This is a genomic window from Neobacillus drentensis (genome assembly GCF_036965645.1).
Taxonomy (GTDB): domain Bacteria; phylum Bacillota; class Bacilli; order Bacillales; family Cytobacillaceae; genus Neobacillus; species Neobacillus drentensis_D.
The window spans coordinates 15,863-36,740 of the sequence record NZ_JBALPZ010000033.1 but is presented as its reverse complement, the minus strand read 5'-3'; the positions used below and the strand labels follow the sequence as shown (position 1 = coordinate 36,740).

Below are 20,878 nucleotides of genomic sequence, written 5' to 3'. Positions count from 1 at the left end.
TATTGAAAAAGAAATCAATCATTTAGAGAATTATTCCAAGAACTTAACAGGCCCAACCAGGGACTGCACAGCGAGGTTGGATGAGTTGTTTAGAGAAATGCTTGAGGAAGTGTGGTCCCCATAATAGACATTTAGAAGTCCGTCAAAAGGCGGGCTTTTCTTTTTATCTTGCTATTATCAGAAATATGTTAAAATTATATAAATATAAATAATTAGAGGGGAATGTCTATGAATTTCGTTGGTTCAGAAAAGCTCAGAAAAATGACAGCTAGTATTTTTCAAGAAGTAGCTGATCGAAAAATGGAGTCAAATAAAAAAGGAAAAGACGTGATTGATCTTAGTGTAGGCAGTCCGGACTTTTCTCCGCCATCCTTTGTAGTCGATGCCTTAGTTGAAGCAGCTCAAGATACAAGTAAATACGGGTATACGTTGAAGGGAATTGCCGAGTTTAATGAAGCCGTGGGTTATTTTTATAAGCAGCGGTATGAAGTTGATTTAGAACCTGCGAAAGAAGTGCTCCAGTTAATGGGGTCACAAGACGGTTTAGCTCATTTAGCTACCGCCATGATTAACCCTGGTGACATTTGTTTAGTACCGGATCCCGGTTATCCAATTTATGAGGCAAGTGTCCATATCGCTGGAGGAGTTATTTATCCAATACCATTGCTGGCTGAAAATAAATTTTTACCCAACTTAAAAGATATACCTTTAGAAGTTTTAGAGAAAACTAGAATGATGATTATTAGTTATCCGGGGAATCCGGTAACAGCACTTGCGAATAGGGATTTTTTTGAAGAGGTTGTGGCTTTTGCAAGAACATACAACATATTGGTGGTCCATGACTTTGCCTATTCTGAATTGATTTTTGATGGAAATCCACAGCTTAGTTTTATGTCGGTTCCCGGGGCTAAGGAAATTGGAATTGAATTTAACTCGCTTTCGAAAACCTTTAATATGGCGGGCTGCCGGATTGGGTATGTGGTCGGAAATGAACAAGCAATCCACCTGTTAGCAACATTTAAATCGAATATCGATTACGGAGTTTTTTATCCAATTCAACATGCTGCTGTAAAAGCATTAACGTCTGATTTCTCCTATTTACGAGAACAGGTTAAGGAATACGAGCGTCGCAGGGATGCTTTAATTTCAGGGCTTGAAAAAAGCGGCTGGCAAATTGCGAAGTCTCCTGCTACCATGTTTGTGTGGGCAAAGATTCCGTCGGGATGGACATCTCGCCAATTTGCCTTTGAATTAATTGATCAAGCTGGTGTGGCGGTTATACCTGGTGATGCTTTTGGTGCATTAGGGGAGGGCTATGTCCGAATCGCCCTGGTCCAGCCGCCAGAGCGGCTATACCAGGCGGCTGAACGGATAGAGAAATTTTTAGCGGATCGTTTAATTAAGAAATAGGGTAGAATCAACTTCTATTAATCAAAATGGACACATATATTTTTAAAAAAAGACCTTCAGTCCTTGAAGGTCTTTTACTTTGATAATGAAAGAGGGAAACAAACATGCCGAGTGAATTACAACATGTAGAATTAGATATCCCGATTGAAGTCATATGGGACTTTATTCGAGATGAAAATAATTGGGCACCGCTTGTTCCCGGTTATATTCAACATCAAAAAATAAATGACCGGCAAATTAGCTGGGAGTTTAAAAGTGACCTCGGGATTATGAAAAAAAAGGTCACTTTGTTAATTGATATTAAGGAGTGGGATGAACCTAGCAAGGTGAGCTTTGAATTAAGGCGGAAAAACGAAAAGTATCTTGGGGAGGGATACTTTGAAGCAAAAGCCTTAAACAGGCAAAAAACCCGGCTGACAGGGTTTCTTGATATAAATGCAACAGGCCCAATGGGAACGCTGGCTAATACGCTTTTTAATAAGGCAGTGAATCTCTCGGATGAAGAGGTAGCCGCAGCGATTTCTTCTAAACTTGAAGAATTTAGTAATAAATAGACATAGAGCCGCAATCCCTCTAAAAGGGTTGCGGTTTTTTTTATAAAAATTGGTTTCAATTACGTGTAAGAGGGTAAATATATAACAGTTATGCACCCCTTTTAAAAATTAAGATAATCTTAAGTATCCGATGGTAAAGTTAGTCCAAAATCACTTAGTTAAAAGTGGGAGGATTAACAATGCTAACAAAAATACCTAAAAAGGGGCTAAACGCTGTCCTTATTGTCTCGATACTTGGTTTTGGAACGAGTTATAATCTGCCAACCGCCTACGCGGAAGAGACTGTAACTCAAGTAAGCCAAACTACCAACACACTCGCTAAGTTAGAAATCGAAGGCATTAAGCTGGATAAAGATTTTTCAGCAGAGATCAATCAATATTCAGCTACAGTAGAAAATGAAACAAACTCGATTCAACTTCTGGCAGAAGGCAGTAATGAGAGTTCCATAATCAGCATCAATGATAAAAATATCACAAGCGGAACAGCAGAAGAATACGCACTGCAAACCGGACAAAATATTTTTCTCATCACTGTTAAAGATAGCAGTACCAATCTAACTAATACCTACACTTTAACTGTAAACAGAAAGCAAAATAGTAATAATCAGCTGAAAAACCTTAACCTATCAACTGGGAAACTTTCACCAGCCTTTTCTTCATCAGTGACAGAATATAATGTACAACTGCCTAATGCTGCACAAACTCTTACGGTGCTGCCAACTGCTATAGAAAAAACGGCTGTAGTGGAGGTAAATGGTGCAGAAGTGACCGAGAAGGGTGTACCGGTTAATATTCCTGTGGGGAAATCTGATATTCTTGTTGTAGTAACAGCTGAAAATGGAGCGAAATTAAGGTATACTATCCATGTGGAACGCCAGGATTCTACGTCAGGAAAAGGCACTGATTCTGCACAACCTGGAAGCAGCGGTTCTACACAATCTGGAAGCGGAGGTTCAACTCAGGCTGGGAACAATGGTTCAGCACAGGCAGGTAACATTGGGTCAACCCAAAAAGGGAACTTTGGGTCAGCACCAACTGGAAATAGCGGTTCAACACAACTGGGAAGCTTTGGTTCAGGGAAGAGTGGAAGCGGAACTGTAACTCAGACTGGCAATTCGTTTTCAGGACAAGGTAGTACGATGAACCAAAGTGTAGCTGCCCAACAGGGAGCATCAGGAACCGTAGAAAAGACAAGTAATGCTACCCTTTCAAAGCTATCAGTCTCTACGGGAACCTGGGACAGTTCATTTAATTCAAGCGAGTATACCTATCATATAGCTGTTTCAAGTGATACCAAGACCGTTACCATTAACCCAACAGTAAGTTACAGCAATTCTGAAATTACCATTGAAGGTGGAACTAGCAAAACTATCCAGTTGGATGAAGACAATAAAACAGTCATTTCAGTAAGAGTAACCTACGATGACACAGATCGGAAAACTTATGTACTAGTTTTTGATAGAGCGGAGAGTTAGTGGGAAGCCTATTAAATAAACGAAATAAACCTGAAATAGTACCGGTCAGGTTTATTTTTTTTAGAAAAAATAGAAAAATGGAACAAAAAAATTAACATGATTCGAAAAGATATGTTATATTTATATATAAAAAATTTAGTGAATCTTTTGAATTATGGGGAAGGTGATAGAATGACAACAGAATTAAAAATAAATGACAGCAGTCTTCCATTGCGTCGTGATGTGAAATTACTAGGGAAAATGCTTGGTGAAATCCTTGTCAATCATGGCGGGCCTGAGCTTTTTGATAAAGTTGAGAAAATAAGACTTATGTGTAAAACATTGCGGGAGCATTTTGACGAAGGAATTTATGAGGAATTAAAAAAGGAGATCTCTAGCCTTGATTCTCCATTACGTAAACAAGTCATCCGTGCATTTTCAATGTATTTCCATTTAATAAATGCTGCTGAGCAAAATCACCGCATTCGCAGACGGAGACAATATCAGCTTGAAGAAGGAAATATCGTTCAGCCTGCTTCTATTGAGAGTGCCATTCTAAAGTTTAAAGAACATAGTATAAGTGAAGATATTATTCAAAAAGTCTTACAGACTTTATCTCTAGAGCTTGTTATAACTGCCCATCCAACAGAGGCTACAAAACGTTCTATTCTGGAGATTCAGCAGCGTATTGCGGTCATTTTGAAAAATCTCGATCATCCTCTTTTAACGACTAGAGAGCAAAAAAAGCTCGAGGACAATCTATTCAACGAGGTAGCCATTCTTTGGCAGACAGATGAATTACGTGATCATAAACCGACAGTATTGGATGAAGTGCGTAATGGACTCTATTATTTTGATCAAACCTTATTTGACGTCCTTCCTCAAATTCATCAGGAAGTAGCAGAGTGCCTTGAAAGGTATTATCCAGACAATACTTGGAATGTCCCTAATTTCCTTCGTTTTGGATCATGGATTGGCGGAGACCGTGATGGCAATCCGAACGTAACTAGTGATGTTACTTGGGAGACACTCCAAAGACAGCGGAGAGTTGTATTAAAGAAATATAAGAGTGTTTTAATCGACATTATGAAACGATATAGCCATTCAACAACAAGGGTCAACGTCGATCAGGAAATTCTTACATTCCTTGATGAGAAAGAAGATTTATACTTAACTGATGACAAAAAGTGGCCAAATAAAACAGAGGTTTACCGTCGTGTTGTTGCGGTGATTATTGAACGAGTTAAACAGGTAGGTAAATCCGAGATTGGGTACAAAACAGCAGATGAATTGCTGGCTGATTTAAAAATGATTAATAGGAGCTTAAAAAACCATCATCCTAGTGATCATGAGTTAAGGACCATTCAAAAGTTAATTAGACAAGTACAGTTATTCGGCTTCCACTTGGCGACACTGGATATCAGGAACCATAGCGGAGAGCATGAGGCTGCGATGACTGAAATCCTGCGAAAAGTGAGATTGACAGAAAATTATGCAGAACTTCCTGAACAGGAAAAATTACGACTATTAGAAAATATCCTAATGGATCCTCGTCCACTTTTATTGTTGAATGAGGACTATTCAGCAGAAACACAAGAAATGATTAAAGTATTCCAAATGATAAAATCTGCACATGAAGAGTTTGGCAAGAGTGCGATTACCGTCTATCTTGTGAGTATGACCAGATCGGCAAGCGACTTATTAGAAGTTCTTGTTTTTGCAAAAGAGGCAGGGCTCTATCGTCTTCATGCGGATGGTACCCTTGAAAGCCACTTAAATGTTGCACCGCTTTTAGAAACCATTGATGACTTAACAGCTGGTCCAAAAATTATGGAGACCCTGTTTGAAATGCCTATCTACCGCAAGCATCTTCAAATCTTAGGGGATCAACAGGAAATCATGCTTGGTTATTCTGATGGAAGTAAGGATGGAGGAACCTTAACAGCCAACTGGAAACTGTATAAAGCCCAAATCGAAATTCATGAGTTGGCGAAAAGGTATCAAATTGGTCCTAAGTTTTTCCATGGCCGTGGGGGTTCATTAGGACGCGGCGGCGGTACCTTAAATAAGAGCATCCTGTCACAACCGGCGGAAACCACTGGTGATGGTGTTAAAATTACCGAGCAAGGGGAAGTTTTATCTTCAAGGTACTTGCTTGAAGATATAGCTTATCGCAGCTTGGAGCAGGCAACGTCAACTCTACTTCTTTCAGTAGCCCTTTCTTCTCAAACAGAGCGGGGAACATTACGTGAAAGTGCTTGGGAAGAAGCAATTGAGGAAATTTCTGGTTATGCGTTATCAAAATATCAATCACTTGTCTTTGATGACCCTGATTTCCTTACTTACTTTAATCAATGCACACCGTTAAAAGAAATCGGAGACTTAAACATTGGCTCAAGACCAATGAGCCGTAAAAATAGAGGCAGGTTTGAAGATTTAAGGGCAATTCCATGGGTTTTTGCCTGGACACAAAGCCGTCAGTTAATTCCTGCTTGGTATGCTGCTGGTACAGGATTAGAGAGCTTCATATCCCAAAGCGGGGAAAATCTGCAGTTATTACAGCAAATGTACGCAAAATGGCCATTCTTCCAATCAACGATTGATAATTTAAACATGGCATTAATGAAGGCGGATATCACAACGGCCAAAGAATATTTAACGCTTGTTGAAGACAAAACCATTGCCGAAAGAATATTTACAAATATCCTTGAGGAATATGAGAAAACAAAGGCGATTCTCCTCAAAATAACTGGAGATAGTGAATTACTCGACCATACGCCGAATATCAAAGAATCAGTTTATAGACGAAATCCTTATGTTGATCCGTTGAACTTCTTACAAGTAGAACTTATTAAAGAGTTACGTAAGCAGGAAGAGCCAAATGAAGAAGTACTAACTCAAGTCCTCCTTACTATTAGCGGAATTTCTGCAGGACTTCGTAATACAGGCTGATTAAAATAAAAAAGACCATAAACTCTTGCTAAATGAGTTTATGGTCTTTTTATTGTTTTTTGGGCAAATATTGAACACTTTATGAATTTTTTAAAAGTGAATGGTTATTCATTCATTTTTAAGCAAACTTCGACAAACTTCGAGTTTTTCATATGATATATTTTAGCCATAGGAAACTAAGACATTCAACCGTGGGAAGTCTGCTTTTGGGATTATAGAATATCGACAAAATTTGAGGTGTTCATAAATGGCTGTGGAAGAAAAAGTTATTCAAGAAAAGCAAAACGTTGCTGAAGCAATTAATGTGTTAGCCGATCAGGGTGAGAAAGCTCTAGGAGAATTTCGCTGTTATAACCAGGAAATGGTCGATAAGATTGTGAAGGAAGTGGCTTTAGCTGCACTTGAAAATCACAAACAACTCGCAAAGCTAGCGGTAACAGAAACTAGACGTGGTGTTTATGAAGATAAGGTTTTTAAAAATATGTTTGCAACAGAATTTATCTACAATAACATTCGGGATATGAAAACAGTGGGAGTGATTAGGGAGGATGAAAATGAAGGCATGGTCGAGATCGCAGAGCCAGTAGGAGTAATTGCTGGTGTCATCCCTATAACTAATCCAACGTCTACCGTTATCTTTAAAACATTAATTTCAATTAAAACGCGAAATCCAATTATATTTGCCTTTCCGCAATATGGCCAAAAATGCTGTACCGAAACGGCAAGAATACTTAAGAATGCAGCAATTCAAGCTGGTGCTCCGGAGAATTGCATACAGTGGATTGAATCTCCTTCGCATGAAGCGTTCCAATCCTTAATGAGACATCCAAAGATTTCACTTATTTTAGCAACCGGAGGACCCAATTTGGTAAAGGCTGCTTATAGCTCCGGAAAACCGGCACTGGGTGTTGGTGCAGGTAATGTACCTTGTTATATAGAAAAAACAGCCCATATTAAACGAGCTGTCAATGATGTTATTCTTTCAAAAACATTCGATAACGGTATGATTTGCGCTTCTGAACAGGCCTTGATAATTGATCAAGAGATTTATAATGATGTAAAACAAGAACTAATATCAAATAATTGCTACTTTCTAAGTGCAGAAGAACGGAAAATGGTAGAAAAGGCAGTCATTTTTGAAAAAACAGGTTCTATTAATAATCTAATAGTGGGGCTTCCGGCAGCTAAGATTGCCAAGATTGCTGGTATTGAAGTACCTGAAAATACCAAAATAATAATTGCAGATTTAGAAGGAGTAGGGCCAAATGAGCCGTTATCCTGTGAAAAATTAAGCCCGATTTTAGCGTGCTATAAAGTAAATAGCTTTTCTGAAGGCTTAAGAATTGCTGAGGAAACATTAGAATACGGCGGCTTAGGACATTCCGCCGCAATTCATACTTCAAACCAAGATCTAGTAGATATCTATTCACTGCGTTTAAAAGCGGGCAGAATTATGGTTAATACACCATCGACTCATGGAGCCATTGGGGATATATATAATACATCACTGCCGTCCTTAACAATAGGGTGTGGAACATATGGAGGGAATTCGGTGTCACAGAATGTTGGGGCCCAAAACCTATTGAATATTAAAAAGGTCGCCAAAAGAAGGACGTTTACGCAGTGGTTTAAAGTACCATCACAAGTTTTCTTTGAGAAAAATTCGGTTCAAACTTTAGCCTCAATTCCAGGTATTACCAAAGCCTTTATCGTTACAAGCGGAAGCCCGGTGAAAAACGGATACGTCGATAAGGTTCTTTATTATTTAAAAAAGAATCAAAACAGCCTTCAATTTGAAATCTATTCAAACATTGAGCAGGAGCCATCTGTTGAGACGGTTATGGATGGAGCAGAAAGAATGCGGATGTTCCAGCCTGATTGCATTATTGCACTAGGCGGAGGTTCGGTTATGGATGCTGCAAAAGCGATGTGGCTTTTTTACGAACATCCTGATACAGAGTTCCGAAGTTTAACACAAAAATTCTTTGATCCAACAAAACGTGTTGTTAAATTCCCATTACTGCGGACTAAAGCAAAATTTGTCGCCATTCCGACTACTTCTGGTACTGGGTCCGAGGTTACTGCTTTTTCAGTAATAACAGATAAAAAAGCCAATATCAAGTACCCGCTTGCTGATTTTCAACTAACACCTGATATGGCAATTGTGGATCCGCAGTTTGTCATGACAGTTCCTAAAAATGTAACAGCGGATACAGGAATGGATGTTCTAACACATGCCATTGAGTCTTACGTGTCAGTTTTAGCTAATGATTATACAGATGGACTTGCACTTAAAGCAATTCAGTTGGTATTTCAATATTTACCGAGAGCGTATCAAGACGGCAGTGATGAAATAGCCCGTGAAAAAATGCACAATGCCTCTACAATCGCAGGCATGGCATTTGCTAACTCATTTTTAGGTATTAACCATAGCCTTGCCCATGTGTTAGGAGCCGAGTTTAATATTTCTCACGGTCGAGCTAACGCGATCCTGCTGCCACATGTAATCCGGTATAATGCAGCCAAACCAAATAAATTCATGACTTATCCTAAATATGAACATTTTATTGCCGATGAACGTTATGCAGAAATTGCGAGAATGCTTGGTTTACCTGCAAATACCACGGAGGAAGGAATAGCAAGTTTAATAAAAGCAGTGGTTGACCTAGCAAAAGAGCTGGATATTTCAATGAGTGTTCAAGCAAATGGTGTAAATAAGGAAGAATTTGATAGTAAGCTAGCTGAAATAGCTGAACGTGCCTTTGATGACCAAGATACAATTGCAAATCCAAAACAGCCATTTATCAGTGAACTAGCTCAAATTTATCAACAGGCCTTCAAAGGGATATAGTTTTTGGTCTAACTAAAATACAATCCCAGCATCTTTGAGACTGAATTTTTAAATCCTAGCTTTATTTACCACAAAAACAAACCTCCCAGTCTAAAACAGCTGATGTAGAAAATGGATAAACTTCCTGAAAGGATGAGTAGAAAATGGCTGATAAAAGGGAAAATGAAAAAGAATTAAACATGCAACCAGAAAAAACTGAAATACTGGAGACTGAATCTAATGAAGAAGAGAAGGTAAAGGCCTCTGTTAAAAAAGAAAGCAAAGAACAGCTTTCAAGCTTAGAATTACTATGGAGCCTTGCTTTTGGTGAATTAGACGAATGGGGGAAACGGGCCGAGAATCGTGATGCTGTTTTCTTAAATGCAGCAAAACAATATGCTGAAGGAGTGCAGCGTAATCATGGAAATCTTATTGAAATCGGAAGTCAATTTCATCAAGAATTCTCTTCATGGGAAAAAACTGCCAGAGAAGAATTTTTAATGTCTACCACCAGCCTGCAGCATTTCTTCCCGTTTAAGTCTTATGAAGATATTAATAAACAAATAGATCAGCTCCAAGAAAAGACTTTAAATATATTAGCAGCCCCATATACGCGGATTGTCAACACACTGTCAGTGGATAAATATGTTGAAATTATTGAGCAATACATAACACTGAGAAGGAGAGGCAGAGAGCAATATATTAAAACGGTCAAACAAGCAGGAAACTTAATTTATGAGAATCAAAAAGGGTTTGTCAATTTGTTCACAAGGCAGATTAAATCATTCATGTTTCCAATGAGTAAGTATCTAGAAAAACCATAAGAGCTTACCAAATCATAAACAGAGGAGTGACAGCGATGTTAAATGATAAAACATACCAACCATTTGAAGGAATTAAACGAATAAGTGAAATGTGGGAAAGGCAAATCAATGGATTGTTATACATGATGAGTGATAACAATGAATTCGTTAACCTTTTAAAGGTTGGAACAGATAGCCATGCACGATATTTGGAACTGCTTAGAAAAAGACAAGAACTAGTTGCGGGTGTAATGAATCTACCAACCAAAAAAGATGTGGCAAAAGTGGCTAAGTTATCAATCCAAGCCGAGGGAAAAATCGATATTCTCGAGGAGCAAATATGGAATCTTCAGGATAGTCTTATTGAGGTAAATAAAGGAAACATCGAGATGTCTCAAGAAATAATCAACATCGTTAAAAAAATGAAAGATGATGTTAAGAAAGTAGAAATAAATCATGCTAACGAACTGTCGGCTGTTCAGTTGGGATTAAAAGAATTAAAGCAAGAACTCAGTCAATTAAAAGATATCAAAAGCGAACTTGAGAACTTGAGGAACTTATTAAAGGAAGAGAAAAATAGAAACAATGAACTAGTGCTTGCGGCTGCTGGCACAACTGAATCATAATCGAAGGAGCAATGATGATGAGTTCAACAGCATCACTTAAAAACCTGATTCCAATAATAGATTTAGAAAAGGAAAAAGTAAGGTGGAACCAAATAAATAAAGTATTAACAGAACCTAAACCAGACATTGTACCAACGCAGAGGGAGATTATTTGGAAAAAAAATAAATCTACTTTATATTTTCATCCAGCAAAGGAAAAAAAATATCAAACTCCATTGTTTTTAGTCTATTCACTATTGAATAAATCATATATTTTAGACATCGGGGAAGGGAGCAGTGTTGTAGGCGGTCTTACGGAACGTGGATATGATGTTTACTTCCTCGATTGGGGTTCTCCTGGCTATGAGGACAGTGATATTACTTTAGATAATTATATAATTGATTTTCTGGAAAAGGGAGTAAAACGAGCTTTACGCCATTCCGAGGCAAATGAAATTTCAATGGTCGGTTACTGTATAGGTGGAACGATTTCGGCGATTTTTACATCGATCACAAATTTACCAATAAAGAACCTCGTACTGGCCACTGTTCCAATAGATTTTAGCATTGGAATTGTCCCTGATAAATGGTTAAAAGGACTTCAAAATGGTCTTATAAACTTCGATCGGTTTTCGGAGGTGTATGGTGCGATTCCATCAGAATATTTATATCTTATGTTTAGGGGGCTTTCCCCAGTATACGTAAGTCCATGGGTCAATTTATTCAGTCGTGCACACGACGAAAAGTATGTTGAAAAATGGCGGCGAATGGATAAATGGACAAAGGATACCACCTCTTTTTCAGGAGCGGTTTTTAAACAGATGTTTAATGATTTATATAAAGATAACAAGCTAATGAAAGGTGAGCTTACAATCGGAGGCAGAAAAGTAGATTTAAAAAATATTACTTGTCCAGTTTTTGTTTTCTCGACTTCAAGAGACACGCTAGTTTTGGAAAAACAAAGCCTCCCGGTTATGGACATGATATCAAGTGAAGATAAAACCTATGAGGTATTCGAAGGAGGCCATGTTTCTCTTGCATTAACAGGCAAGTTTGCTGTGTTTGCCGACAAATGGCTGAAAACTCGTTCAAATAAATTAGAGGATGTGAAGGTATAGTAATACTATTAATAGGAAACTGGGTGGGCTTATTATCCAGTTAATACAATTTACAAAGCATTTTTTTGCTGGTTGAGGAACCACCGCAGCAATTGGTTAAACCGGTCTTTTGCCTCAAGCTTGGCAAGATGACCGGTATTCCTCATAATTATAAATTTTGAATTTGGTATCAGCTTGTGCATAGAGGCTTGAATCCAAACCGGTAAAACAGAGTCATATTGTCCCCCGATAATCAGTGATGGAACTTTGATATTTGGTAATAAAGATCGATTATTTACTTCAAGACACATTTTTAAGGATTCGAGAAAAATAAAATATCTTGGGCGAAAATAATGGATAAATGTATCTATTGTATTCTTACTCCAAGAGTAAAGAGCCATATGAGCCAGGAATTCTGTTTGTTTTCCCGATGCTGTAACAGCCTCAAATTTTTTTCTCCGATTGTTATATAGGATTTTCTTTAATTTTTTCGGAAAATAGTGGAAAGTGCTAACTAGCATGAGTGATCGGCAGAGGTCTGGGGCTTGGCGGTAGATTTCTTGTGCAACAGCACCACCCATTGACAGCCCAAGAATGTGAGCGTTTATAATATCCAATTCTTTTAATAAGCCTATTATGTCTGAGGCAAAGTTGGGAATAGAAATACCATCGGTTCTTGTACAATCCCCGTGGCCACGTAAATCCGGAATAATCAACTCAAATTGTTCTGCTAATTCAAACTGGTTACTCCATCCCTCTTTGACCTCCCCTAAACCATGAATGAGGACTAGTGGTTCCCCTTTCCCAAAATGCAAGTAGGGCACACCTAACTTGCTAAATTTAGTTATTTCCATTTTACACCACCTTTTCCGGTTTTCATAAGTTTAAAACCAACGTTAGTAAATTGTAAACACCTAAATAGTAATTTAATTTATATTTATTTAAAATATTGCAAAATATAACCCATAGGTGTAAAATACATATAGGTGAGGTGATGAAGATTTGGTAAACCAAGAAAACCAATCAGTCAATCCATCCAAGAATTTTGTGCTGCCATTTATTTTATTACTTCTTAGTAAAGTATCTCTTCATGGCTATGAACTTAGCCAAAAGCTAGAGGCATTTGGTTTTAAGACTCTTGACCAAGGGAACTTATACAGAATGCTAAGGCAACTTGAAAAGGATGAATTAGTTTCATCTGAATGGGATACAACAGGCAGCGGGCCGGCAAAAAGAAGATATTCAATCACAAAAGCTGGGATTACATACTTAAAAGGATATGCTAACCAACTTGAGACGTATCAATCTATCCTAGATCAATTCTTCAAGATGTATTCTAGTTTACTTGAGCTCTATATTCCTTCATTTCAGAAGAAGGATCCGATAGAGAAAGTTAATTCTACGAGGAGGAAAAATGATGGTACAAAAGAGAAATGAAACGGTTCCTGTTGAAGAATTAGTAGAATCTATACCTGTAGGTTCTTTTGTTACAACTTTTTGGGATCAGTTTGAGCAATCAAGTGAGCGAGCAAAAAAGCTAAGAGAAGATCAAGAAGATGCTTATTTTAATGCTTTAAGAGAGGTAATAAATTTCAACAAGCAATACCGAAAGTCCCTTTCTTCATTATATGAGCAAGCTAGAAAGACTAATAAAGAAGTGGTTTCTGAAGTAGTGCAGCAAATTAATACCGGCATAGATAAAGAGGCAGTTGCTTCAGAGGACCGTGAAGAGCTTAAAAACCAGTTTAATGAAGTTTCTGGGCAATTGGAAAAGTTAGCGTTAACACCAGTTCGATCCTTTTTCAATATTATTGATCAATTAGAAGATAGTTTTGAAAAAAATGCAGAATCTGGGCTTGCTTATAGCCGTGAGCATCGTAACGCATGGCTTGAAGTTCGTAAGGAATATGCTAAAAAAGCACGCAATACACAATTAGATTTAGTAGAGCGCAGCAAAAATAGTTTAAAAGAGCTCGTTAAAACTCGTTAATCCGGTATATAAAGACGCAAGACAACACCACATTCTCTTCTTAGAGTTTGTGGTTTTTTATGCTCTGAAATTGGAAAAGATGGTGCTCGGCTACTTAGTATTACCTGCAAAAATTTAACGGACGTGTAATACGGATTATCAATAAATAGTTTATTTTTTTCGCACTGTTTTTCAATATAAGTAATTATTAGTATTGCTATTGGTTCTCGTTCATTAGTAAAATAGGGAGTATGCTTGTCATATTTTTTTATTTATCAACGAGTTAGGAGCGTTTTACAACATGGATTTACTAATACTGATCAAAGCCATTATCTTAGGCTTCGTGGAGGGATTAACAGAATTTGCCCCCGTTTCATCAACCGGACATATGATTATCGTGGATGATATGTGGTTAAAGTCTGAAACTTTTTTAACGGTACATGGAGCTAATACTTTTAAAGTAGTTATCCAGCTTGGATCAATTTTGGCAGTGGTTGTTACCTTTAAAGACCGCTTTATCGATTTATTAGGTCTGGGCAGATTTACTAAAAAGTCTGTCCAAAAACAAAGCCGCTTAAAATTATCTCAAGTGATTGTAGGACTAATACCAGCAGGTGTATTAGGGGTATTGTTTAATGATTATATAGATGATCATTTATTTTCTACGAAAACGGTCTTAGTGGGGTTAGTAATTGGTGCCATCCTGATGATTCTTGCTGATATTTTTGGTTCAAAAAATCCAAGAACACAAACGGTAGATCAAGTTTCCTATAAACAAGCTTTTATAGTTGGACTTTTTCAATGCTTCTCCCTTTGGCCAGGTTTTTCTCGTTCTGGTTCAACTATTTCTGGAGGAGTTCTAATGGGAATGAGTCATCGTGCAGCGGCTGACTTTACCTTTATCATGGCCGTACCAATTATGGCGGGTGCTAGTTTGCTCTCCTTATTAAAAAACTGGGAGTATATGACTATCGATGCGTTACCGGTCTTCATTGCTGGATTTATTAGTGCGTTTATCTTTGCGTTAATCTCGATTCGTTTCTTCTTAAAGCTGATTAATAAAATTAAGCTTCTGCCATTTGCTATTTATCGAATCGTATTAGCCATCATTATCTATTTATTGTTCTTGTCATAATTGAAGAGGGCAGCTCTCATTAAGGAGCTGCCCTTTTAGTTTAGAAAAAATCCGGAAAGTCACAGATCAACCCTTCCACATGATAATATCTTAAAAAGTCGACTTCATTTCTTTTTTTAACGGTCCATATAAAAGTTTTAAAGCCGTGCTGGTGGATTTTTTCAATGAGCCTTCTGTTAACCATCGTAATCTTGGGATTCACAAAGGAAGCGTAGCTTGAAAAGGATACTAATTCTTGATCGGATATACCTTTTCGTGTGAATTTTTTTAGTAAGACCCCTAGTTGGATCGAGGGTACTAACTGATGAAACTTTTTTAGTGAATTTTGATCGAAGGATTGAACAATCACTGGATGTTCTTCAGAGCTTACAAGACCTCTATTAAGTAGCTCATGTGCAATTTTCTTCTCAATTCCTGGGTAAAGGGACGGGTTTTTTATCTCCAGCAATATACCAACTTTACCGCCAAACTCATCTAGGAATTCACCTAGTGAAGGAACTCTTTCATTACTAAACCTAGGGTCAAACCAGCGGCCTGCATCCAGTGCTTGAATTTCTATTAAGGTAAAATCCTTCACTTTTCCTTTCCCATTTGTTGTTCTATTAACTGTTGAATCATGAATGACCACTAACTCGTCATCCTTTGTCATCTGTACATCCATTTCTAAAAAATCCACTCCCATAAGAAGCGCTCGATGAAAAGAAGCAAATGTATTTTCAGGGCAGTATCCTGCTGCACCTCTATGGCCGATTTTTATAGGAAATAGGGGTACCGATGTATTAGGATCACTTTTTATTTTTTTCCGTATCAATGATGACCAAATGGATGTAGGAAACTTCAATAACTTATACCCCCATCGCCTTTTTGTGAACATGGTATGAAAAACATAGCAAATTGTCAACTGGGTATTTACATCGTGAGCTGATGCTTCAAAGTTATAGGTCAAATATAAATAATGCTAATAAGTCTATGTAAAAAGAATGGGCTTATTCTTTTTTTTTAAAGAAGCCTATTATGGATATTTGTCTATCGCACATCTATAACTAGGTGAATAGGATATAAAGAAATCGATAAAGGAGGTAATGTAAATGTCTGGTGCAGTAGGTGGCTATGGCGGCGGATTTGCCCTGCTAGTCGTTTTATTCATTTTATTAATTATTATTGGGGCTTCTTGGGGTTGCGGTTTTTACTAAGATAAAAGGAGGAAATCATATGTTTGGATATGGAGGATACGGCTCTGGCGGCTGTTGTGGCTATGGCGGTGGATATGGATTTGGCGGCGGTTTTGCATTAATCGTCGTATTATTTATCCTATTGATTATTGTAGGTGCTTCTTGCTTTAGATGGTAGTAATCAAGTAAGCAGGAGCCTAATTTCTAAATTAAGGCGATTTCAATTTTAAATAGATATTTAACCAAAAAACCCGCTAGGTTAATCCAGCGGGTTTTATCATGGAATCGGGATCGTGTTTTTCCATTTCTTAAATTCATCAAGTTCTTTCGATAATTTCTTTAGTGTAAAACCAATAACAGCAGCATCATCAAAAAGTCCAAGACCGATAACAAAATCAGGAACTAAATCAATCGGAGATATGAAATAGAGCAGGGCACCAATTATGGTAACAATCGTGCTTGGTTGAACATTTTTATATTCGCCCTTGGTGTAAGCTTTTACTAAATCAACTAGGAGATGGAGCTTATCCCAGGCATCTCCTAAATAGCCTTTCTTATCGGTTGCTTTATGAATCACATTACTAAGTAAGTCCTTTATTTTTTGCGGGTTCCCGATAAATTCCTTTGCATTGTTAAAGTATTTATGCTGCTCTTTTTCAATTAATTCATCATTTCTATACATAGGATTCACTTCCTTTAACGGAATTCAAGCTTAGTTTACCACCAAAATGATAATTCATTATATATTTACCCCAAAGTTAAAATAGAAAAACCAGGTGCAGCCTATGCACCTGGTATATTATGCAAGAACAAGTTGTTCAGCTCCTTTAGATGAACCTGCAACGATTGCTTCCACCTCGGATCCTTCTAATGTTTCTTTTTTTAATAAAGCATCGACTAATTGTTGATACTGTTGTTGATGATTCTGAATCAAGGATTCTGCTTTCTCTAATCCATTTGCAAAAAGTTCCTGCATTTTTATTTCTTTATCTTGTTTGTTAAAAGTAAGTGTAAACCCATCCTGAAGCATCCCAGTGTCAACCATTTGTTCAATAAGATGTTTTGCTTGCTGAACATCACCGCTCACTCCGATGCTATGTTCACCAAGGAACAATCTCTCAGCCACTCCACCAGCTAATACCATTGCAACACGCTCAAGTAAATCACTGGTTGTAGATAAGTGGAGCTCTTTTGGTATCGGCGCTACATAACCAAGGGCCTCACCACGAGGAATAATCGTTGCCTTTCTAACTGAGCCAGGTTTGGTTAAAGAAGCAACTATTGCATGGCCGGCTTCATGAATGGCAACCCTGCGTTTTGTATCGAGATCCTGCAGAGTTCGAGAAGTACTGCCTAAAATAGTCCGGTCTAGGGCATAATCAAGGTCTTGCTTTTTAATTACATCTTGGCCATTTCTTACTGCACGCCTTGAGGCTGTTTCAAAAAGAGATTGCAGCTCCGCGCCCGAGAATCCTGAGGTACTTTCTGCTAAGTCATCAAGGGAAGCAAACACATCTTCTGCAAGCGCCTTTCCTTTCGTATGAATCTCGATGATTTCTCTTCTACCCTTTGTATCTGGGAGAGATACATGGAAGGAGAAGTCAATACGGCCAGGACGAAGGAAGGCTTCATCAAGCATATCTTTTCTATTTGTAGCTGCAATAAATAGAATTCCATCATTAGATTGACCGCCGTCAAGTTGAACAAGCAGTTCTGTTAAAGTTTTTTCGGCTTCTTCGCCGCCATGAGCTTTACGTTTTCCTGCAAGTGCGTCCACTTCATCAATAAAGATAACGGCAGGTGCCTGTTTACGTGCGGTTTGAAACAGAGAGCGAACTCGGCTTGCACCAACACCTACAAACAGTTCATTGAATGCCGAACCACTCGCAGAAAAGAAGGAAGCATTTAACTCTCGTGCCATTGCTTGAGCTAATAAAGTTTTACCGGTCCCTGGGGGTCCATATAAAAGAATTCCTTTTGGCGGTTTAATTCCCAATTTTATTGCCCGTTCAGGTTCTTTTAAAGTAGATAATGTCTGTAAAATTTCCTCTTTCATTTCAGCTCCAAGTCCGCCTACATCACTTAAACTGATAGAAGGAAGGGGGCGTGACTTGGCAACACTATTTTTCATCGAATTATGAATGCCAAAACCGCCTTTTGTTTTTTGTAAAGCAAAAGCAGCACCTGCAAGTAAAATCATCACACCGCCCATAATCCATTTACCATACCTGCTGCTAGTCGTATAGGTGTAATCAATATTGTACTTTTCCACAAGTTTTTCAATCATTTGACTGTTCGGCGGAATATGGGATATATATTCTTGATTGCCCGCTTTCATATAAAGGCTGCCGTCAGCTTGTTCAGTTAGCGTAACTACTTTTCCATTTTGTGCCTGGATTGTTTTCTCCACAGACGAGAAAGGAATCGAAATTTCATTATGAGAGGCTTGTATATACCAAATAATTCCTGATATGACTATTATCAACGCTGTAATCAGCGGAACAAACTTTGAAACTAGCTTTTTACTTTCATTCAATTCTCTTCATCTCCTCTAACAGAGTTATATAATCTATTATAACGGCATTTCCAGAAAAATGGATATGGGAATCGGTGGAAGAAATCGGGGACGTCTTTAGGATGTATGAAAAAAACACCATCCTGCGCAGGATAGTGTGTTCAAGACTTTATGATAATAAGCGGAGTTGTGGAATGATGGGTGTGAGCACGCTTTGAGCTAAAGTGCCAATACTCATACCGACTGATGCTTCCTTGCTCCATTTAAAAACATGAACCTTTTCCTTTTTTGTTTCATACAAAAATAACAATTGATCCCCTTCTTCGGCAATGCCAATTTTATGATAGGAGATTTTATTTTGTTGAAGAACGATTTCGAAAGCTTTATGTAATAAGCTTAAGGTTTTCTGATCAACTGGCTGATTATGCATAGTTCCTCCCGAGGAATATAAATATTTTTCATTATCTTCATTATATTCCTTTCATCTAGATCATAAAAGAAAAATTAGGAGTAAATAATCTGACATATTGCAAAGTTGGCGTTTGCGAGATAAGATTGAAGTTATGGATAAAAATTTCTCGCTAAGAATGGCACACGCGGCCCGAATTAGCAAATTGGTTCCTTCACCCTAAGTTAGAGGGAACCTTATTTAAAGGAAGTATGACTTCTTTGTCAAAGAGAGGAAGACAAGATGGGTAACAATTTTAAAGAAGAAGTATTATCACGCCGGACATTTGCGATTATTTCCCACCCGGATGCTGGTAAGACAACATTAACAGAAAAATTATTATTATTTGGCGGAGCCATTAGAGATGCTGGTACGGTAAAAGCAAAAAAGACAGGGAAGTTTGCCACAAGTGACTGGATGGAAATCGAGAAACAACGTGGTATTTCTGTTACGTCCAGTGTTATGCAATTTGATTATGATGGTTTCCGAGTTAATATTCTTGATACTCCAGGACACCAAGATTTCAGTGAAGATACGTACAGAACACTGATGGCAGTTGACAGTGCAGTGATGATCATTGATTCAGCGAAGGGGATTGAGGAACAGACACTTAAGTTGTTTAAAGTATGCCGTATGCGTGGGATTCCCATTTTCACATTCATTAATAAGCTGGATCGCCAAGGGAAAACACCGCTTGAACTGCTTGCCGAACTTGAGGAAGTCCTTGGAATTGAATCTTACCCAATGAACTGGCCAATCGGAATGGGAAAAGAATTCCTAGGCATTTATGACCGTTTTCATAAACGGGTTGAACAATTCCGGGTAAATGATGAGGATCGATATATTCCCCTGACTGAAGAAGGGGAAATTGCTGGGGACCATTCGCTAAAACAATCTGGTCTATATGATCAAACACTTGAGGAAATATTACTGCTCAATGAAGCAGGTAATGAGTTTTCAGCAGAAAAAATTGCTGAGGGGACCCTAACACCTGTTTTCTTTGGAAGTGCCTTAACAAACTTTGGTGTTCAGACTTTCTTAGAGTCTTACTTGCAATTTGCACCACCACCAAAAGCACGTCAATCATCCATCGGTGAAATTGATCCTTTAACAGAACAATTTTCGGGGTTTGTGTTTAAAATTCAAGCAAATATGAATCCTGCTCACCGTGACCGAATTGCCTTTGTGCGTGTTTGTTCTGGTAAGTTTGAACGTGGAATGACGGTTAATATCCCTCGATTAGGAAAACAATTAAAGCTTTCCCAGTCAACATCTTTCATGGCGGAAGAACGAAATACAGTCGAAGAAGCAGTTAGCGGGGATATAATAGGATTATATGATACAGGAACTTATCAGATTGGCGATACCTTAACTACGGGTAAAAATGACTTCCAATATGAGAGGCTGCCACAGTTTACCCCTGAATTATATGTCAGGGTTTCGGCTAAAAATGTCATGAAACAAAAATCCTTCTATAAAGGTATTCAACAGCTTGTTCAGGAAGGGGCTATTCAGCTCTTTAAAACGGTTAGAATGGAAGAATATTTATTGGGTGCTGTGGGCCAGCTTCAGTTTGAAGTATTTGAGCACCGAATGAGAAATGAATATAACGCAGAAGTATTAATGGAGCGTATGGGTTCAAAAATTGCCAGATGGGTTGAAAATGAGACAATTGATGAAAACCTATCGAGCTCAAGAAGTCTTCTGGTAAAGGATCGATATGATCATTACGTCTTCTTATTCGAAAATGACTTTGCATTAAGATGGTTTCAGGAAAAAAATCCTAATGTTAAACTATATAATCCTATGGATCAACACGAATAGACGGAAAAAAACAGCGGTAAGGCTCCGCTGTTTTTTTTTTATCATTTAGCTGTGTTAAACTTGGATGTTGATTTCCGCTTCAGTCGCTCGCTTTCCGCGGGCGTGCCGGG

Annotated in this window: 19 protein-coding genes; 14 read left to right on the top strand and 5 right to left on the bottom strand. The window is 38.1% G+C overall.

The genetic code is table 11. The features are described from left to right. Positions 1–228: 228 nt before the first annotated feature. The 8 genes from V7266_RS06175 (at position 229) to V7266_RS06140 (ending at position 11,726) form a co-directional block, all read left to right on the top strand. A complete protein-coding gene (locus tag V7266_RS06175) occupies positions 229–1,410 on the top strand; it encodes an LL-diaminopimelate aminotransferase (protein ID WP_335466699.1) in 1,182 nt (393 codons plus the stop codon). Between the two features lie 104 nt (positions 1,411–1,514). Beyond that, the gene (locus V7266_RS06170; RefSeq protein WP_335466698.1) at positions 1,515–1,964 is read left to right on the top strand and encodes a CoxG family protein; all 450 of its coding nucleotides are present in this window, start codon (positions 1,515–1,517) and stop codon (positions 1,962–1,964) included. A 179-nt stretch (positions 1,965–2,143) separates the two neighbouring features. Next, positions 2,144–3,439: a cadherin-like beta sandwich domain-containing protein gene (locus V7266_RS06165; RefSeq protein WP_335466696.1), complete on the top strand. Its 1,296-nt coding sequence runs from the start codon at positions 2,144–2,146 to the stop codon at positions 3,437–3,439. 171 nt (positions 3,440–3,610) lie between these two features. After that, complete coding sequence (gene ppc, locus V7266_RS06160; RefSeq protein WP_335466695.1) at positions 3,611–6,370, top strand: phosphoenolpyruvate carboxylase; 2,760 nt, start codon at positions 3,611–3,613, stop codon at positions 6,368–6,370. A 247-nt stretch (positions 6,371–6,617) separates the two neighbouring features. Further along, positions 6,618–9,221 (top strand): bifunctional acetaldehyde-CoA/alcohol dehydrogenase, encoded by a 2,604-nt coding sequence (adhE, locus tag V7266_RS06155; RefSeq protein WP_335466693.1) that lies wholly within the window; start codon positions 6,618–6,620, stop codon positions 9,219–9,221. A 143-nt stretch (positions 9,222–9,364) separates the two neighbouring features. After that, the gene (locus V7266_RS06150) at positions 9,365–10,024 is read left to right on the top strand and encodes a hypothetical protein (RefSeq protein ID WP_335466692.1); all 660 of its coding nucleotides are present in this window, start codon (positions 9,365–9,367) and stop codon (positions 10,022–10,024) included. A gap of 35 nt (positions 10,025–10,059) precedes the next feature. Next, positions 10,060–10,629: a polyhydroxyalkanoate biosynthesis repressor PhaR gene (locus V7266_RS06145; protein ID WP_335466691.1), complete on the top strand. Its 570-nt coding sequence runs from the start codon at positions 10,060–10,062 to the stop codon at positions 10,627–10,629. Positions 10,630–10,646: 17 nt separating this feature from the next. Continuing rightward, positions 10,647–11,726 carry an alpha/beta fold hydrolase gene (locus V7266_RS06140; RefSeq protein ID WP_335466689.1) on the top strand — a complete coding sequence of 360 codons (1,080 nt, stop codon included), beginning with the start codon at positions 10,647–10,649 and terminating at the stop codon, positions 11,724–11,726. Between the two features lie 50 nt (positions 11,727–11,776). Here V7266_RS06140 and V7266_RS06135 read toward each other — a convergent pair whose 3' ends face one another. Then, positions 11,777–12,559, bottom strand: a complete 783-nt coding sequence (locus V7266_RS06135; protein ID WP_335466688.1) for an alpha/beta fold hydrolase — start codon at positions 12,557–12,559, stop codon at positions 11,777–11,779. 148 nt (positions 12,560–12,707) lie between these two features. On the opposite strand from V7266_RS06135, the gene phaQ reads away from it, so the two are divergent. The 3 genes from phaQ to V7266_RS06120 all read left to right on the top strand — a co-directional run bounded on the left by phaQ (position 12,708) and on the right by V7266_RS06120 (position 14,809). After that, positions 12,708–13,142, top strand: a complete 435-nt coding sequence (gene phaQ, locus V7266_RS06130; protein ID WP_335466686.1) for a poly-beta-hydroxybutyrate-responsive repressor — start codon at positions 12,708–12,710, stop codon at positions 13,140–13,142. Next, positions 13,123–13,695, top strand: a complete 573-nt coding sequence (locus V7266_RS06125) for a hypothetical protein (RefSeq protein WP_335466685.1) — start codon at positions 13,123–13,125, stop codon at positions 13,693–13,695. The genes phaQ and V7266_RS06125 overlap by 20 nt, the downstream gene beginning before the upstream one ends. 280 nt (positions 13,696–13,975) lie before the next feature. Next, positions 13,976–14,809, top strand: a complete 834-nt coding sequence (locus V7266_RS06120) for an undecaprenyl-diphosphate phosphatase (RefSeq protein WP_335466683.1) — start codon at positions 13,976–13,978, stop codon at positions 14,807–14,809. 40 nt (positions 14,810–14,849) lie between these two features. Here the strand turns inward: V7266_RS06120 and V7266_RS06115 are convergent, their stop codons facing one another. Further along, complete coding sequence (locus V7266_RS06115; RefSeq protein WP_335466682.1) at positions 14,850–15,650, bottom strand: glycerophosphodiester phosphodiesterase; 801 nt, start codon at positions 15,648–15,650, stop codon at positions 14,850–14,852. Positions 15,651–15,897: 247 nt separating this feature from the next. Between V7266_RS06115 and V7266_RS06110 the strand changes: the two genes are divergently transcribed. Beyond that, positions 15,898–16,002, top strand: a complete 105-nt coding sequence (locus tag V7266_RS06110; RefSeq protein WP_144562660.1) for a YjcZ family sporulation protein — start codon at positions 15,898–15,900, stop codon at positions 16,000–16,002. Positions 16,003–16,021: 19 nt separating this feature from the next. Next, positions 16,022–16,159, top strand: coding sequence for a YjcZ family sporulation protein (locus V7266_RS06105; protein WP_335466681.1), 138 nt, complete (start codon positions 16,022–16,024; stop codon positions 16,157–16,159). 99 nt (positions 16,160–16,258) lie between these two features. Here the strand turns inward: V7266_RS06105 and V7266_RS06100 are convergent, their stop codons facing one another. The 3 genes from V7266_RS06100 to V7266_RS06090 all read right to left on the bottom strand — a co-directional run bounded on the left by V7266_RS06100 (position 16,259) and on the right by V7266_RS06090 (position 18,926). Next, positions 16,259–16,663, bottom strand: a complete 405-nt coding sequence (locus V7266_RS06100) for a YkvA family protein (protein ID WP_335466679.1) — start codon at positions 16,661–16,663, stop codon at positions 16,259–16,261. A 117-nt stretch (positions 16,664–16,780) separates the two neighbouring features. Beyond that, entirely contained in the window at positions 16,781–18,517 is a 1,737-nt protein-coding gene (locus tag V7266_RS06095; RefSeq protein ID WP_335466677.1) for an AAA family ATPase, read from the bottom strand. A gap of 148 nt (positions 18,518–18,665) precedes the next feature. Beyond that, on the bottom strand, positions 18,666–18,926 hold the full coding sequence (locus V7266_RS06090) for a hypothetical protein (RefSeq protein ID WP_335466676.1): 261 nt from the start codon (positions 18,924–18,926) through the stop codon (positions 18,666–18,668). 261 nt (positions 18,927–19,187) lie between these two features. On the opposite strand from V7266_RS06090, the gene V7266_RS06085 reads away from it, so the two are divergent. Next, positions 19,188–20,768 carry a peptide chain release factor 3 gene (locus V7266_RS06085; protein WP_335466674.1) on the top strand — a complete coding sequence of 527 codons (1,581 nt, stop codon included), beginning with the start codon at positions 19,188–19,190 and terminating at the stop codon, positions 20,766–20,768. Positions 20,769–20,878 lie beyond the last annotated feature (110 nt).

What these genes read in the sequence shown, in the direction of transcription:
- V7266_RS06085 (WP_335466674.1), top strand. Translation starts at nt 19,188, where the DNA reads ATGGGTAACAATTTTAAAGAAGAAGTATTATCACGCCGGACATTTGCG.
- V7266_RS06150 (WP_335466692.1), top strand. Translation starts at nt 9,365, where the DNA reads ATGGCTGATAAAAGGGAAAATGAAAAAGAATTAAACATGCAACCAGAA.
- V7266_RS06170 (WP_335466698.1), top strand. Translation starts at nt 1,515, where the DNA reads ATGCCGAGTGAATTACAACATGTAGAATTAGATATCCCGATTGAAGTC.
- V7266_RS06090 (WP_335466676.1), bottom strand. Translation starts at nt 18,926, where the DNA reads ATGCATAATCAGCCAGTTGATCAGAAAACCTTAAGCTTATTACATAAA.
- ppc (WP_335466695.1), top strand. Translation starts at nt 3,611, where the DNA reads ATGACAACAGAATTAAAAATAAATGACAGCAGTCTTCCATTGCGTCGT.
- V7266_RS06140 (WP_335466689.1), top strand. Translation starts at nt 10,647, where the DNA reads ATGAGTTCAACAGCATCACTTAAAAACCTGATTCCAATAATAGATTTA.
- V7266_RS06135 (WP_335466688.1), bottom strand. Translation starts at nt 12,559, where the DNA reads ATGGAAATAACTAAATTTAGCAAGTTAGGTGTGCCCTACTTGCATTTT.
- V7266_RS06165 (WP_335466696.1), top strand. Translation starts at nt 2,144, where the DNA reads ATGCTAACAAAAATACCTAAAAAGGGGCTAAACGCTGTCCTTATTGTC.
- V7266_RS06145 (WP_335466691.1), top strand. Translation starts at nt 10,060, where the DNA reads ATGTTAAATGATAAAACATACCAACCATTTGAAGGAATTAAACGAATA.
- V7266_RS06100 (WP_335466679.1), bottom strand. Translation starts at nt 16,663, where the DNA reads ATGTATAGAAATGATGAATTAATTGAAAAAGAGCAGCATAAATACTTT.
- V7266_RS06120 (WP_335466683.1), top strand. Translation starts at nt 13,976, where the DNA reads ATGGATTTACTAATACTGATCAAAGCCATTATCTTAGGCTTCGTGGAG.
- V7266_RS06105 (WP_335466681.1), top strand. Translation starts at nt 16,022, where the DNA reads ATGTTTGGATATGGAGGATACGGCTCTGGCGGCTGTTGTGGCTATGGC.
- V7266_RS06125 (WP_335466685.1), top strand. Translation starts at nt 13,123, where the DNA reads ATGGTACAAAAGAGAAATGAAACGGTTCCTGTTGAAGAATTAGTAGAA.
- V7266_RS06175 (WP_335466699.1), top strand. Translation starts at nt 229, where the DNA reads ATGAATTTCGTTGGTTCAGAAAAGCTCAGAAAAATGACAGCTAGTATT.
- adhE (WP_335466693.1), top strand. Translation starts at nt 6,618, where the DNA reads ATGGCTGTGGAAGAAAAAGTTATTCAAGAAAAGCAAAACGTTGCTGAA.
- V7266_RS06110 (WP_144562660.1), top strand. Translation starts at nt 15,898, where the DNA reads ATGTCTGGTGCAGTAGGTGGCTATGGCGGCGGATTTGCCCTGCTAGTC.